Annotated in this window: 16 protein-coding genes; 12 read left to right on the top strand and 4 right to left on the bottom strand. The window is 66.5% G+C overall.

From position 1 onward, the window contains the following. Window positions 1–130: 130 nt before the first annotated feature. Together Q0105_RS20110 and Q0105_RS20105 are read right to left on the bottom strand one after the other, a co-directional pair. Entirely contained in the window at window positions 131–1,711 is a 1,581-nt protein-coding gene (locus Q0105_RS20110; protein ID WP_298214410.1) for an ABC transporter substrate-binding protein, read from the bottom strand. A 424-nt stretch (window positions 1,712–2,135) separates the two neighbouring features. Continuing rightward, complete coding sequence (locus tag Q0105_RS20105) at window positions 2,136–3,182, bottom strand: porin (RefSeq protein ID WP_298214408.1); 1,047 nt, start codon at window positions 3,180–3,182, stop codon at window positions 2,136–2,138. Between the two features lie 315 nt (window positions 3,183–3,497). Between Q0105_RS20105 and coq7 the strand changes: the two genes are divergently transcribed. Then, window positions 3,498–4,115, top strand: a complete 618-nt coding sequence (gene coq7, locus Q0105_RS20100) for a 2-polyprenyl-3-methyl-6-methoxy-1,4-benzoquinone monooxygenase (RefSeq protein WP_298214406.1) — start codon at window positions 3,498–3,500, stop codon at window positions 4,113–4,115. Between the two features lie 34 nt (window positions 4,116–4,149). Here the strand turns inward: coq7 and Q0105_RS20095 are convergent, their stop codons facing one another. Continuing rightward, on the bottom strand, window positions 4,150–4,599 hold the full coding sequence (locus Q0105_RS20095) for an OsmC family protein (protein ID WP_298214404.1): 450 nt from the start codon (window positions 4,597–4,599) through the stop codon (window positions 4,150–4,152). 363 nt (window positions 4,600–4,962) lie between these two features. Between Q0105_RS20095 and ilvA the strand changes: the two genes are divergently transcribed. From ilvA to Q0105_RS20080, 3 genes are all read left to right on the top strand, one after another. Then, on the top strand, window positions 4,963–6,534 hold the full coding sequence (gene ilvA / locus Q0105_RS20090) for a threonine ammonia-lyase, biosynthetic (RefSeq protein ID WP_298214402.1): 1,572 nt from the start codon (window positions 4,963–4,965) through the stop codon (window positions 6,532–6,534). A 74-nt stretch (window positions 6,535–6,608) separates the two neighbouring features. Continuing rightward, complete coding sequence (gene cobS / locus Q0105_RS20085; RefSeq protein ID WP_298214400.1) at window positions 6,609–7,418, top strand: adenosylcobinamide-GDP ribazoletransferase; 810 nt, start codon at window positions 6,609–6,611, stop codon at window positions 7,416–7,418. Then, the gene (locus tag Q0105_RS20080; RefSeq protein ID WP_298214398.1) at window positions 7,415–7,993 is read left to right on the top strand and encodes a histidine phosphatase family protein; all 579 of its coding nucleotides are present in this window, start codon (window positions 7,415–7,417) and stop codon (window positions 7,991–7,993) included. Before cobS ends, Q0105_RS20080 begins: the two co-directional genes overlap by 4 nt. A gap of 33 nt (window positions 7,994–8,026) precedes the next feature. On the opposite strand, the gene Q0105_RS20075 is transcribed toward Q0105_RS20080, so the two are convergent. Next, a complete protein-coding gene (locus tag Q0105_RS20075; protein ID WP_298214396.1) occupies window positions 8,027–8,482 on the bottom strand; it encodes a type II secretion system protein N in 456 nt (151 codons plus the stop codon). Window positions 8,483–8,555: 73 nt separating this feature from the next. Here Q0105_RS20075 and gspG point away from each other — a divergent pair, with 73 nt between their 5' ends. The 8 genes from gspG to gspN all read left to right on the top strand — a co-directional run bounded on the left by gspG (window position 8,556) and on the right by gspN (window position 14,466). After that, a complete protein-coding gene (gene gspG, locus Q0105_RS20070) occupies window positions 8,556–8,996 on the top strand; it encodes a type II secretion system major pseudopilin GspG (protein ID WP_298214465.1) in 441 nt (146 codons plus the stop codon). Between the two features lie 228 nt (window positions 8,997–9,224). Next, complete coding sequence (locus Q0105_RS20065) at window positions 9,225–9,656, top strand: prepilin-type N-terminal cleavage/methylation domain-containing protein (RefSeq protein WP_298214394.1); 432 nt, start codon at window positions 9,225–9,227, stop codon at window positions 9,654–9,656. Further along, window positions 9,653–10,030, top strand: a complete 378-nt coding sequence (gspI, locus tag Q0105_RS20060) for a type II secretion system minor pseudopilin GspI (RefSeq protein ID WP_298214392.1) — start codon at window positions 9,653–9,655, stop codon at window positions 10,028–10,030. The genes Q0105_RS20065 and gspI overlap by 4 nt, the downstream gene beginning before the upstream one ends. 1 nt (window position 10,031) lies before the next feature. Next, complete coding sequence (locus Q0105_RS20055; protein WP_366145938.1) at window positions 10,032–10,784, top strand: prepilin-type N-terminal cleavage/methylation domain-containing protein; 753 nt, start codon at window positions 10,032–10,034, stop codon at window positions 10,782–10,784. Beyond that, window positions 10,781–11,770 (top strand): type II secretion system minor pseudopilin GspK, encoded by a 990-nt coding sequence (gspK, locus tag Q0105_RS20050; protein WP_298214390.1) that lies wholly within the window; start codon window positions 10,781–10,783, stop codon window positions 11,768–11,770. The genes Q0105_RS20055 and gspK overlap by 4 nt, the downstream gene beginning before the upstream one ends. A gap of 40 nt (window positions 11,771–11,810) precedes the next feature. Next, window positions 11,811–13,082, top strand: coding sequence for a type II secretion system protein GspL (gene gspL / locus Q0105_RS20045; RefSeq protein ID WP_298214389.1), 1,272 nt, complete (start codon window positions 11,811–11,813; stop codon window positions 13,080–13,082). Next, window positions 13,079–13,633 carry a type II secretion system protein GspM gene (gspM, locus tag Q0105_RS20040; protein ID WP_298214386.1) on the top strand — a complete coding sequence of 185 codons (555 nt, stop codon included), beginning with the start codon at window positions 13,079–13,081 and terminating at the stop codon, window positions 13,631–13,633. Before gspL ends, gspM begins: the two co-directional genes overlap by 4 nt. A gap of 89 nt (window positions 13,634–13,722) precedes the next feature. After that, complete coding sequence (gene gspN, locus Q0105_RS20035; protein WP_366145939.1) at window positions 13,723–14,466, top strand: type II secretion system protein N; 744 nt, start codon at window positions 13,723–13,725, stop codon at window positions 14,464–14,466.

Below are 14,466 nucleotides of genomic sequence, written 5' to 3'. Positions count from 1 at the left end.
CGAGTGAATGTTCGATAGAGGCGCCACAGCCACTTTTGATGGCACGGGCGCCGTTTGGCAATACGTCGTCAAACTAAACCAAAGAGAACAAGGGCCTCAGGGCCCTTGTTCTCCATGTGCAGAGAATAAATCAGTTCACCTTGACCGTACGCATATCCACGCGATTGTCAGCGCGATGGACCAGCTCCACGTTCTTCTTCACGGCCCATGGAATCACCTGGTCATGCAGCGGAATGTGTGACACGGTGTCGTTGGACAGTTGCAGTGCCTCGGTCAGCATGCGGGTGCGCACGGGGGCATCGGTTTCAGCCTTGATGCGATCCACCAGGTAGTCCATGCGCTGGTTGCTGTAGCGGCCCACGTTGTAGTTGCCGTCGCCACCCTGGCCCACGGTGCGCACCAGCGATTGCAGGCTGTACAGCGCATCAAAGGTGGGCACGCCCCAGCCCAGCATGTAGATGCTGGCTTCGTTGCGCTGGATCATCGGGAAGTAGTTCACCAGCGGCAGCGTGCGCAGCTTGGCCTTCACCCCCACGCGGGACCACATGGCGGTCACGGCCTGGCAGATGGCTTCATCGTTGATGTAGCGGTTGTTCGGGCAGGCAAAGTCCACCTCAAAGCCGTCGGCATAGCCCGCTTCGGCCAGCAGCTTCTTGGAAGCCTCGACGCTGTAGGGGAAACGCTTACCCACGGCTTCGGTGTAGCCCGCCACCTGGGGCGCCACGATGGTGCCGGTGGGCTTGCCCAAGCCACGCATGATGTTGCGCGAGATCGTCTCTGCATCGATGGCCTGGTACAGGGCCTTGCGCACACGCACATCCTTGAGCGGATTTTTGCCCTTGATGTTGGAGCCGGGCAATTCCTCGCGGAACTGGTCCATGCCCAGGAAGATGGTGCGGTTTTCGAGGCCGTCGATCACCTTCAGGTCGCCATTGGCACGCAGGCGGCCCAAGTCTTGCGGCGTAGGGTCGAGCACCATGTCCACTTCGCCCGACAACAGCGCGGCAATGCGCGTGGCCGCCGACTTGATGGGGGTGTAGACGATTTCGGTCACGTTGCCGTCCATCTTGCCCCACCAGTTGGGATTGCGCTTGAAGACCATCTTCACATCGGGCTGCCACGATTCCAGCGTGTAGGGGCCCGTGCCCATGGCATTGCGGTGGGCAAAATTCTCGTCCGTGCCCTTGATGTCCTTGGGCTCAACCGACTTGTTCTTCTCTGCCCATGCCTTGCTCATGATGCGCAGTTCGGTCATCTGGCGCAGCAGCACGGGGTTGGGCGCCGACAGGAACACGTCCAGGGTTTGCCCATCCACCTTGGCGACCTTGCTGATGCCTTGGACATAGGGCGTGAAGTTCGATGTCTTGGCCATGGCGCGCTGGATCGAGTACACCGCGTCATCAGTCGTCAGCGGCGATCCGTCCTGGAACTTGACGCCCTGGCGCAGCGTGAAACGCACCTGCGTGGGGCTGATTTCCTTCCAGGAGGTGGCCAGCACGGGCTCCACATCAAACGTCTTGCTGTTGTAGTAAACCAGGCTCTCATACACATTGGCATGAATGCCATTTTGAAGCGCATTGTTTTGGGAATGAATATCCCAAGTCGCGATTTCTCCCTGGCTTGCCCACTTGAAAGGCTTGGCTTGCAACGCAGGCGCAAACAACAGCGCGGCAGCCGCAGCCACCGACAAAAGACTGTATTTGAGTTTCATGGAACCCTCTTGAATAAAAGTTTTACTATGCAGTAAAGGTTGCTCTATAGCCAACGGGAAATCCCTGAATCCCAGGTGCGTTGAAGGGCCTATTACTGCTGTTTTGGCTCGATTCTCATGCAAGGACGGTGCCAGGCAATTCAGCCTCGCGGCCTGCATGCATTGGGCGGAATGCGAGGCCATAAAGGCACCCCTTGCCGCCTTCCCCACCATTCATGTGCCTTCGGTTACATCATTTCCAGTGCATGACCCCAGGTCAGCCCCCCTCATCACAACACTTCGGTTTCAGACAGTGAAAGCGTCTTCGCGGAAAGAATTACCGGGTATGCCCTTTAACTCCCAAAAAGCCGCACAAAAAAAAGCCGCCCGAAGGCGGCTTTTTTTGCTTTGATATCGACAACTGGCCAAAAGCCAGTCTTCGATATTAGAAGCTGTGACGGATACCGAAGTCGTAGCCGTTGGAGTTGTCGTTTGCAGCAGTCACGGAACCGTTCAGCGAAGAAGCGGCACCGTTCTTGTTGTTCACGTGAGCGTACGTTGCGTACAGAGCCGTGCGCTTGGACAGGTTGTGCACGTAGCCCAGAGCCAGCTTGTTCGAACGGGGATCAGCACCGACGGTGTCGATCTTGTAGGTGGAGTAAGCCAGACGGATTTCGCCAGCGCCCACGGGCACCAGACCACCGATCAGGAAGCCCTTACCGTCGTTGCCGCCGCTGATCTTGTCTTGGTTGTAGTGAGCCATGATCTTGGCCACGCCCAGGTCATACTGGCCGCCCAGGTTCCAGGACTTGATGTTGCCAGCCAGGAACTTGGTTTCGGAGAATGCGATAGCAGCGTTGATAGGGCCATTGGCGTAACCAAAGCGAGCTGCCAGGCCGTTGCCGTCCTTCTTGTTGGCTGCGTTGCTCAGGTTTTCACCCATGTAGTACTGGGCTTGGCCGTAGAAGCCGCCCAGCTTGCCGGGCAGGAAGTAACCGATGGAGTTCGAAGCGCGCACGGTGGTTGGGCCACCCAGGCTGGAGCTCAGGGTTTGGGTCGTGCCCACGCCGTTCGTGCCGAACGGATCGAACACGGTCAGGTTCCAGAATTGGGGAGTGTAGTCACGGCCCAGACGGACTTCACCGAAGCCGCCATTCAGGCTAACCGTCGAACGACGGTTGAAAGTCAGGCCGCCGCCGGTGCTGGCAGCTGCTTGGTTGTTGCTGTTGGTAACGCCGCCGGTGCCGTTGTCGTTGTTCACGCCAGCTTCGAGCCAGAACGAAGCGGACAGACCGCCACCCAGGTCTTCAACGCCGCGGAAACCCAGACGGCTGCTGTTGTAGCCGGAGTTCGTCAGTTGCGACTTGTTAGCGACGCTGCCGGAACCGTAGGCATAGGTTGCGTCAACCACGCCGAACAGGGTCACGGAGGATTGAGCCATTGCAGCGCCGGAAGCAGCCAGCACAGCCAGGGCAATCAGGGATTTTTTCATTGCGAGTTACTCCAAGGTTAAACATCGGGCTCCGGTACGGGGGGTCTATGGTGAAAGCACCTGCACAGTCCCGCCGGTTTCCCGGGCCAACCTCCTGGTGGGGAAGTTGCTCTTATTGCACCAGACCCGGCCAGGTTTCGCAAAGGAATTCACCCACAAAGCCCCCGAAAGGGAAAATTCGTTGCAACGTTGCAACATTCCAGTGCGGGCTGGCAGAATCGCTTTTGGACCATCTGGTCCTTGTTTCCTGTTTTTGATTTTTTGTATCAAAGTGCAATTTTTGTTTCGACGCCCTTGCCACACCCAGAGGCTTCCATGGATTCCCTCCTGACCGCCGCAGACAGCGCACTGCGCACGCTTTTTGCCCAACCCCGCGCCACCGAGAGAACCCCTGCCCATGGTGTGGCAGAGGCGGCGCTGGACCCCGCGCAGAAGAAGTTGGCGGGCGCTCTGATGCGCGTCAACCACGTGGGCGAAGTGTGTGCGCAGGCGCTGTACACCGCCCAGGCCGCCGTGACGCGCGACCCGCATCTGCGTGCCCATCTGCAAGAGGCGGCAAGGGAGGAAACCGATCACCTCGCCTGGACACAACAGCGGCTCGATGCACTGGGTGCCCGCCCCAGCCTGCTCAACCCCTTGTGGTTTGCAGGGGCATTTGCCCTGGGCCTGGTGGCGGCCAAGGTGAGCGACCGCGCCAGCCTGGGGTTTGTGGTGGAGACGGAAAACCAGGTGGCGGCCCACCTGCAAAGCCATCTGGAGCGGCTGCCGCAAGAGGACCTGGCCTCGCGGGCGGTGGTGGCCCGCATGAAAGACGATGAAGAGCGGCATGCCGCGCAAGCCCGAGCATCCGGCGCTTTGGAGTTGCCCGCACCTGCGCGCCTGGCCATGAAGGCCGCGGCCAAGGTGATGACCACGACAGCGCACTATCTCTAAATCCAAAGGGCCCGGGCGCTCCGCCCCCCCTGGATCAGGCCTCCAGCACCTCAAACCCGGTGGTGATGTCTGCTGTTTTCCCCAGCATGATGCTGGCCGAACAGTATTTCTCATGGCTCATGGCAATGGCCCGCTCCACGGCGGCGATGGGGATTCCCTTGCCGGTGACGGTGAAGTGCATGTGGATTTTGATGAAAACCTTGGGGTCGATCTCGGCGCGCTCCGTGGTCAGCTTCACGCTGCAGCCGCGCACGTCATGGCGGCCGCGTTTGAGTATCAGCACCACGTCATAGGCCGTGCAGCCACCGGTGCCCGCCAGCACAGTTTCCATGGGGCGAGGGGCCAGGTTCTGGCCGCCGTTGGCGGGGTTGGCGGCATCCGGAGCGCCATCCATGGCCAAAACATGGCCGCTGCCGGTTTCGGCCACAAAACCCATGCCGGACCGGGTTCCGGCCCCGCCCGTCCAACTGACTGTGCATTCCATGTGTGTTTCTCCTTTGTGACCCGTGGCTTTTTTCGCACGAAATGGTTCGGCGAAATCAATTTGATAAGAATTTTGCTGCATTGCAGCAAGACTCGCGCTAAACTTCTCGACAAGCGCTGCTTTTCAGTGAATGACAAGCAGATGGCAGAAAGCCCCGACCCATTGTCCTGGCCTCCTGCCCCGCACCGATTGTCTCCTCCATCTCCTCAAAGGATGGATTAGCCCCAGGCCTCACGGCCCGGGGCTTTTTTTTGCCTGTGCCGCCCCGGACACCCCTGCCCCACCTGCATCCACGGCCGCGCAAGGGCAACCCCCTATGATGTGGACCCCCAGCGCCCGAGCGGGCACTCCCCAGCCTCTGCCATGACCCAGCACCTCCTCACCCCCGCCGACTACCTGAAGAAAATCCTGACCGCCCGCGTCTACGACGTGGCCGTCGAGTCGGCGCTGGAGCCTGCCAAGAACCTCAGCCGCCGCCTGCACAACAAGGTGCTCCTGAAGCGCGAGGACCAGCAGCCCGTGTTCAGCTTCAAGTTGCGCGGCGCCTACAACAAGATGGCGCACCTCACGCCTGAGCAGCTTGCGCGCGGCGTGATCTGCGCCTCGGCCGGCAACCACGCCCAGGGCGTGGCGATGAGCGCCCACAAGCTGGGCACGCGCGCCGTCATCGTCATGCCGACCACCACGCCACAGCTCAAAATTGACGCGGTCAAGACGCTGGGCGGCGAGGTGGTGCTGTTTGGCGATAGCTATTCCGACGCCTACGGCCACTCGGTGACGCTCGAAAAAGAGCAGGGCCTGACCTTCGTACACCCCTTCGACGACCCCCTGGTCATCGCGGGCCAGGGCACCATCGCCATGGAGATCCTGCGCCAGTTGCAAAGCCTGGGCAGCAACCAGCTCGATGCGGTGTTCGTGGCGATTGGCGGCGGTGGCCTGGTGTCGGGCGTGGCCAACTACATCAAGGCCGTGCGGCCCGAGATCAAGGTGATTGGTGTGCAGATGAATGACTCGGACGCCATGATCCAGTCCGTCAACGCGCACCAGCGCGTCACGCTGCCCGACGTGGGCCTGTTCTCCGACGGCACGGCCGTGAAGCTCGTGGGCGAGGAAACCTTCCGCGTGGCCCAGGGCCTGGTGGATGAATTCATCACCGTCGATACCGACGCCGTCTGCGCCGCCATCAAAGACATATTCGTGGACACGCGCAGCATCGTCGAGCCCGCAGGCGCGCTGGCCGTGGCCGCCATCAAGCAGTACGTGGCCGCGAAGAAGACCAAGGGCGAGACCTACGCCGCCATTCTGTGCGGCGCCAACATGAACTTCGACCGCCTGCGCTTCGTGGCCGAGCGCGCCGAGGTGGGCGAGGAGCGCGAAGCCCTGTTCGCCGTCACCATCCCCGAGGAGCGCGGCAGCTTCCGCCGTTTTTGCGAGGTAGTGGGCAGCCTGCCCGGCGGCGCGCGCAACGTGACCGAGTTCAACTACCGCATCAGCGACTCCACCCAGGCCCACGTGTTCGTAGGCCTCACGACCAATGGCCGGGGCGAATCGGAAAAAATCGCCAAGAACTTCGGCCGCCATGGCTTCGAGACACTGGACCTCACCCACGACGAGATGGCCAAGGAGCACCTGCGCCACCTGGTGGGCGGCCACTCGGCCCTGGCACAGGACGAGCGCCTGATGCGCTTCACCTTCCCCGAGCGCCCCGGCGCGCTGCTCAAGTTTTTGAGCCTGATGCAGCCCAACTGGAACATTTCGCTCTTTCACTACCGCAACCAGGGTGCGGACTACGGCCGCATTCTCGTGGGCATGCAAGTGCCGCCCGGCGACACGGCCGCCTTCGACACCTTCCTGTCCACGCTGGGCTACCCCTGCGTAGAAGAAACGCAGAACCCGGCCTACCGGCTGTTTCTGCGCGCCAAGCAATCTTCATGACAAAAATGGCCGCTAGCGCTTGATCAATAAGCGCAAGCAGCTATCAAATTAGAAGCAAACTGACACCACGCGCCATGCAAGCCCTGCGCCACTACCTGCTGGCCGTGCAGTTCTTCACCCGCATCCCCGTCACCGGGCGGCTGGCGGCCTGGGTGGGTTTCAGTCCGGCCATGCTGCGCGCCAGCGCCGCGCATTTCCCCGGCATCGGCTGGCTGGCAGGCCTGCTGGCTGTGGGTGTCTATGCGGGGCTATCCCTGGCGCTGGCGCCCAACCCGCTGGCACCCGCCGTCGCGGCCGTGTTGAGCACCATCGCCACCGTGTTGATGACGGGTGGCTTTCACGAAGACGGCCTGGCCGACGTGGCCGATGGCCTGGGCGGCAGCGCCGACCGCGAGCGCGCGCTCGACATCATGAAGGACTCGCGCATCGGCGCCTATGGCGCCATGGCGCTGGTGCTGGCCCTGCTTGCCAAGCTGAGCCTGCTGGCGCTGCTGGGCACGCACAGCCTGCAGGCCGCTCTTGCGGCCCTGGTGGGCGCGCATGTGCTGTCGCGTTTTTGGCCCCTCCTTATCGTGCGCAGCCTGCCGCATGTGGGCGACACGGCGCGCTCCAAAAGCAAGCCACTGGCCGACCAGATTGCCGGCCACGCCCTGGTGGCAGCAGGTTTATGGTGTTTTTTGCCGCTAGCGCTTGTTGGATATGCGCTATCAGCTATTTATTTGATAGCATCCATCACTGTGAGTGGACTCGCCGCTGCCTGGATGGCGCGCTGGTTTGCACGCCGATTGCAGGGCTTCACGGGCGACTGCCTGGGCGCCACGCAGCAGGTCAGCGAGATCGGTTTTTACCTGGGGGCCGCGCTGAGCCTGCGCTGGGCAACATGACCTCCCACCTCGGCACCCGCCTGTGGCTGGTGCGCCACGCCGCCCCCCAAGTGGCACCGGGCACCTGCTACGGGTCGCTGGACATGCCCGCCGACCCCACGGCAACTGCGCTGGCCGCCCGCGCACTGGCCGATGCCTTGCCACATGGCGCGTCGCTGCACACCTCAACGCTACAAAGATGTGAGCAGTTAGCGCAATCCCTGCAAGCGCTAAGGCCTGATTTGGCACCAAACCCTGACCCTCGCCTGCGCGAAATGGATTTCGGCGCGTGGGAAGGCCGGGTCTGGAGCACCATCGCAAAACGCGACATCGACGCCTGGACGGCCGCCTTTGCCACCCACGCGCCCGGCGGAGGCGAAAGCCTGGCGGCGATGCTGGCGCGCGTTGCATCGGCGCTGGCGGCCGCTCGCCAAGTGGACAGCGGCGGCCAAGACGTGGTGTGGATCACCCATGCAGGCGTGGCGCGCTGTGTGGCCTGGCTGCAATTGCATGGCGAGGGCGTGATGCCCCGCTCGGAAGACTGGCCCGTGGCGGCGCCGGGCTGGGGGGAATGGGAAATTCGGGATCTGGGCTGAGAAGGCCCTGACGGGCCACCGCCGCAAGGCGATCTATCGCTTGAGCGGCATGTCCAGCGTCACCGCAGCGGGCCCGCCGACCTGGCCGCCCAACTGGGCCTGGCGCGGCCCCAAGGCCTGCAGCACCAGCCCATCGTCCACGGCCGCACCCACACGAAACGGCTTGGCGGGCTTGCCGTCCACCGCAATCAGCGCCGCGCCGCCACCGCTGCTGCGGCCCGACAACACTCCGATCAGCGTGAACCGGCTCGCCAGCGATGCCACCGGCGCCAGGGGAGAGGCACCGGGCGCCGAGGGCTGCGCCCCCAGCAGGCGCGACAGGGCCTGGGCGTCGAGCGCCACGGCGGCGGGCGCCACCACGGGCGCCATGGCCGACGCCGAGGGCGCAGACAGGCGCAGCCCCCAGAAAACCAGGCTGGCACCGGCCGCGGCCCAGAGCGCCAGGGTTCCCAGGCGGACGCCCCATTTGCTGTACGAATTGGTCACCATGCGGCGATTATGATTCACGCGATTCGACCATCCCGAGAGACCGCCTGCAGTGAACACATCTTTTCCCCTCTTCGTGCGCTCCGCCAGCCGCCGCCTTGCCAAGAAGGCGGCCCGTGGTTTCACCCTCATCGAGCTGATGGTGGTCCTCGTGATCATTGGGGTGCTGGCCGCGCTCATCGTGCCCAACGTGCTGGAGCGCGCCGACGACGCCCGCGTGACGGCCGCCCGCACCGACATCACCAACGTGATGCAGGCGCTCAAGCTCTACCGCCTGGACAACCAGCGCTACCCCACGGCCGAGCAGGGCCTGCAGGCGCTGATCATCAAGCCCACCTCGGGCCCGGTGCCGGGCAACTGGAAGCTGTACCTCGAAAAACTGCCCAACGACCCCTGGGGCCGTCCCTACCAATACCTGAACCCCGGCATCAAGGGCGAGATCGACGTGATGTCGTTCGGCGCCGACGGGGTCTCGGGCGGCGAGGGCAAGGACGCCGACATTGGCAGCTGGCAGTAAAGAAATGTGGCCCCCACGGTCGCGCACTGCGTGTCGCTCCCTGCCCCCCGAGGGGGCCGCGTTTCGCCTTGGGGCGGCCCGGCGGCGAAACCGTGCCCCCACGGTCGCGCACTGCGTGTCGCTCCCTGCCCCCCAAGGGGGCCGGGCCTTGCTTGGGGCGGCCCGGCGCTGCGACCGCACGCCCTCTGCAGGCGCCGTGACTGCGGCAGCCCCGCTGCACCCCATCTCATGAACCGCCCACGCGGCTTCACCCTGCTTGAGTTGCTGGTGGTCATCAGCATCATGGCCCTGGCCACGGCGGGCGTGGGGCTGGCTTTGCGCGACAGCGGGCAGACGCAGCTCGAACGCGAAGCCGCCCGGCTGGCCGCGCTGCTCGAATCCGCCCGTGCGCAGTCGCGCGCCGGGGGCATCCCGGTGCGCTGGCGCGCGGTGCCGCAGGGTTTCCGGTTCGACGGCCTGCCACCCAGCGCGCAGGCGGCCTTGCCCAACCAGTGGCTGGACGCAGGCACCACCGTGCGCGGGCCCGCCGTGCTGCAACTGGGCCCCGAGCCCCTGATCGGCCCGCAGCAGGTGCTGATCACCCACCAGTCCCACCCCGAACGAAGCTTGCGCATTGCCACCGACGGCGTGCGGCCGTTTTCTGTGGACGCGGCGCAGTGACCGCCAACACCACCATACGCGGCAGGCAGCGCGGTTTTACCCTGGTGGAAGTGCTCGTGGCGCTGGCCATCGTGGCCATTGCGCTCATGGCGGGGCTGCAGGCCACCACGGCGCTCACCCGCAACGCCCTGCGGCAATCCGACATCGTGCTGGCCCAGCTCTGCGCAGAAAACGAGCTGGTCAAAGCCCGGCTCTCGCGCCAGATGCCCAGCGTGGGCGACAGCAGCCAGACCTGCGAGCAGGCCGGACGCCAGTTGCAGGTGCTGACCATCGTGCGCCCCACGCCCAACCCGAGTTTTCGGCGCATCGACGCGCAGGTGCTGGATGGAGAGAACTCCATCCTGCGCATTTCCACCATCATCGGGCGGTATTGAAATGGCCCCCACGCTCCCGCACTGCGTGCCGTCGCTGCCCCCCGAGGGGGCCGCGTTTCGCCTTGGGGCAGCCCGGCGGCGAAACAGGGCCACCCCATCGGCTCACCAGCAACACGGGTTCACCCTCATCGAACTGCTGGTGGCCATCGGCGTGATGGCGCTGATCGCCATCCTGAGCTGGCGCGGGCTGGATGGCATGGTGCGGGCGCAGGAATCCACACGCCAGCGCGCCGATGAAATGCTGGTGCTGCAGGCCGCGCTCGGCCAATGGGGCACCGACCTGGACGCGCTGATGCCCATTGCCAACACCACGCCGCTCGACTGGGACGGCCAGGTGCTGCGCCTCACGCGCCGCAGCAGCGCGGTGCCCGACGAGGGTGCGCTGGTGGTGGCCTGGACGCGCCGTAATGCCAGCGGCACAGGCCAGTGGCTGCGCTGGCAATCGCCCCCGGTGCGCACGCGCGCCGAATGGCAACAGGCCTGGCAGCAGGCCGCCCAGTGGGCGCGCACGCCGGGCGACGCCGAACGGCGCCGCGAGATCACGCTGCTGCCGCTCGAGAACTGGCAGATCTTCTATTACCGGGGCGGCGCCTGGTCCAACCCGCTGTCCAGCACAGGCACCACGCCGGGCGACAGCACGGCAGCCATCCCTGACGGCGTGCGCCTGCAGATCACGCTGCCGCCGGGCCAGGCGCTGGCCGGCCAACTCACCCGCGACTGGGTCAATCCGGTTTTGGGTGGAGGCAGGTCATGATCAGCCCCAACGGTCGCACACTGCATGTCGCCCAGGCGGGCGCCGCCCTGCTCGCCGCCATGCTCACCGTCACGCTGGTCGCCACCTTCGCTGCTGCCGCCATGTGGCAGCAGTGGCGAGCGGTGGAGGTCGAAACCGCCGAGCGCGGCCATGTGCAGTCCACCTGGATCCTGATCGGCGCGCTCGACTGGTCGCGGCTGATCCTGCGCGAAGACGGCCGATCGGGCGGCGCCGACCACCTGGCCGAGCCCTGGGCCGTGCCGCTGCAAGAGGCGCGCCTGTCCACCTTTCTGGCGGCAGACCGCAACGTGGCACAGGTGGACGACGCCAGCACCGACACCACAGAGGCCTTCCTTTCGGGCCAGATCACCGACATGCAGGGCCGCCTGAACATCGCCAACCTGGTGGAAGGCGGGCAGGTGCAGGAGCTGCCCCTGCGCCAGTTCTCCCGCCTGTTCGAGCGCCTGAACCTGCCCGCCCAGCAGTTGAGCCTGCTGGTGGATGGCATGCGCAGGGCCCAGGCCGGTGCGGGCAGCGAGAGCAGCGCCGCCCCGCTGATGCCCCCCACCATCTCCCAACTGGGATGGCTGGGCCTGACCCCAGACACCGTGGCCGCCCTCGCACCCCACGTGGCCCTGCTGCCGGTGCGCACGCGCGTCAATATCAACACCGCCGACATCGAGGTGGTGATGGCCGCCATCGACGGGCTGGACGCCGCCAGCGCCCAAAAAATCGTGCAGGCCCGCGAGGCACGGCACTTTCGCACGCTCAGCGAGGTGCGCGACCTGGTGGGCGCCAGCATTGACATCCCCGACGTGGCACTGACCGTTGCGTCCTCTTACTTTGAAGTGCGGGGCCGCCTGCGCCTGGGCGATGCCATGGTGGACGAGCGCTCGCTGGTCCGCAAGCAGGGCATCGATGTCGTCACGCTGTGGCGCGAGCGCGGCGCCTTCGACCGGGACACAGGCCCCGAGCCTCAGCGCTGACGCGCCGCCCGCCCCCTAAAATGGCCCGCAAAACCTGTTCATGAGCACCCTCATCCTTTTCCTGCCGCCCGCCCGGCCGGGGACCGCCACCGAATACAGCTACACGCTGACGGCAGACGGCCACTCCGCCCTGCGCCATGCCACCGCACCGGCCACCCTGTTGCCCGAGCCCACACGCCCCGGCGGCGAAGTGGTGGCCGTGGTGCCCGCACGCGCGCTGTCGTGGCAGCGCGTGCAGATGCCCGCAGGCGTGCCCCTGGGCGCGGGCCAGCAAACGCCGCGCCTGCGCTCGGTGCTTGAAGGCCTGCTCGAAGACCGCGTGCTCGACGATGCCGCCCAACTGCACTTCGCCCTGCAGCCCGGTGCACACAGCGGCGCGCCCGTGTGGGTGGCCGTGTGCGACCGCGCCTGGCTGCGCGAGCACCTGCAGGCACTGGAGGCCGCAGGCCGCCGCGTGGCCCGCGTGGTGCCCGAATTCGCCCCCGGCCCCACCGCCAGTGGCAGCCCCGAACTGTGTGCGCTGGGCACCCCTGAAGAAGCCTTCGTGGTGCTCACCGGCCAAGGCGCAGACCAGGGCGTGGCCGTGTTGCCCCTGGCGCCCATGGCCCTGGCGCTGGCGCGCGCTGGCATGCCCGCCGCCGATGCGGCCCACCCTGACGACGACGCCCTGGCCGTGCGGGCCGAACCCGCCGTGGCGGCGCTGACCGAGCAGATACTGGGGCAGCGCGCGACTCTGTACACCACCAGCCAGCGCGCCCTGGACGCCGCACGCGGCGACTGGGACCTGGCCCAGTTCGATCTGGCCAGCTCCAGCCGCTCCCGCGCCCTGCGCAAGGCAGGCAGCCTGGTCAGCACCTTGCTGAACGCCCCGCAATGGCGCGCCGCGCGCTGGGGCGCCGCGCTGCTGGTGCTGGCGCACCTGGTAGGACTCAACGCCTGGGCCTGGCAAGAGCGCCAGGCGCTGGCGGCCAAGCAGGCCGGGGTGCGCGCCGCGCTCACCCAGACCTTCCCCAAGGTGCAGGTGGTGGTCGATGCGCCCGTGCAGATGGAGCGTGAACTGGCCCAACTGCGGCAGGCCGCAGGCAGCGTCTCGGCCCGCGACCTGGAGCCCCTGCTGGCCGCCGCAGGTGCCGCGCTGCCCGACGGCCGCCTGCCCAGCGGCATCGAATACACCCCTGGCGAGCTGCGCCTGCGCGGCGTGGCACTGGCGCCCGATGAAGAAACCGCTCTGTCGGCCCGCCTGCAGGCCGCAGGCTACCGGGCACGCATGGACGATGGCAGCCTGTTGCTGCGCCCCGAGGTGAGCCCATGACGACAAAACCCGCATCCTCCCCGCTGCAGGAGCGCTGGAAAGCCCTGGCCCCGCGCGAGCAAAACCTGGTGCTGGCCGCCGGTGCCCTGGTGGCGCTGGCCCTGCTGTGGTGGGTAGCCATTGCCCCCGCCCTGGCCACGCTGCGCGCCGCCCCCGCACGCCACGCCGCGCTCGACGCCCAACTGCAGCGCATGCACAGCCTGCAGGCCGAGGCACAACAACTGCAGGCCGCGCCCGCCAGCCCCCCTGGCGACACCACCGGCGCGCTGCGCAGCGCCCTGACGCAGCGCCTGGGCAACACGGCGCAGCTCAATGTGGCGGGCGACCGTGCCACCATCACCCTCAAGGGCGCATCGGCCGATGCGCTGGCCCAGTGGCTGGCCCAGGCGCGCAGCAATGCACGCGCCACCCCGCTCGAAGCGCGCCTGACCCGCAGCGCCGCTGCGGCAGCCCCCGCCGCTCCCGCCACCCTGGGCAGCGCACCCATCGCCATGCCCCGCTGGGACGGCACCCTGGTGCTGGCCCTGCCAACCGCCGCTGCTGCCCGCTGAATCGCCGAGCCCAACCGCCTGTGACCCGCACCCACCACCGTACACGCTCCGCCCCTGGCTCTGCCCCGCGCCCCGCATGGGGCTGGGCACTGGCGGGCGCCCTGGCCGGGGGGCTGCCCGCCATGGTCGCCTTTGCCCCTGCCCACTGGTTGGCCCAGGGCGTGGCCCGCGCCACCCAGGGCCAAGTGCAACTGCTGCAGGCGCGGGGCACGGTCTGGACCGGCTCGGCCCAACTGGTGCTCACGGGTGGCAACGCCAGCAAAGACAGTGCCGCATTGCCCGGCCGCGTGGACTGGCGGCTGCGCCCCGCGCTCACTGGCCTGAGCGCGCAACTGCGGGCCAGTTGCTGCACCCCCGAACCCCTGCGCGCCCAGGTGCAGGCCCGTTGGGCCGGCATGGCAGTGAACGTGGCCGACGGCCAGAGCCAGTGGCCCGCTGCACTGCTCGCAGGCCTGGGCACACCCTGGAACACCTTGCAGCCCCAGGGCCAACTGGCGCTGCAGACCCGCGCCCTCACGATGCGCTGGACCGCCGGGCGCATGGTGCTGGGCGGCCAGGTACAACTGGATGCGCGGGCCATGTCCTCGCGCCTGTCCACTCTGCGGCCCATGGGCAGCTACCGGCTGGCCCTGCAGGGCGGCGAGGTGCCCACGCTCACGCTCAGCACGCTGGACGGCGCGCTGCAGCTCAGCGGCACCGGCCAATGGGTGGGCCAGCGCCTGCGTTTCGCGGGCGAAGCCAGCGCCGCCCCCGAGCGCGAAGCGGCGCTGTCGAATCTTCTGAACATCATCGGACGGCGCAACGGCGCGCGCTCCATCATCACCGTGGGTTGA

The organism is Acidovorax sp., from assembly GCF_027492855.1.
Taxonomy (GTDB): domain Bacteria; phylum Pseudomonadota; class Gammaproteobacteria; order Burkholderiales; family Burkholderiaceae_C; genus Acidovorax.
The sequence above is the reverse complement of the archived record's forward strand: the minus strand, read 5'-3'. Positions and strand labels throughout refer to the sequence as shown.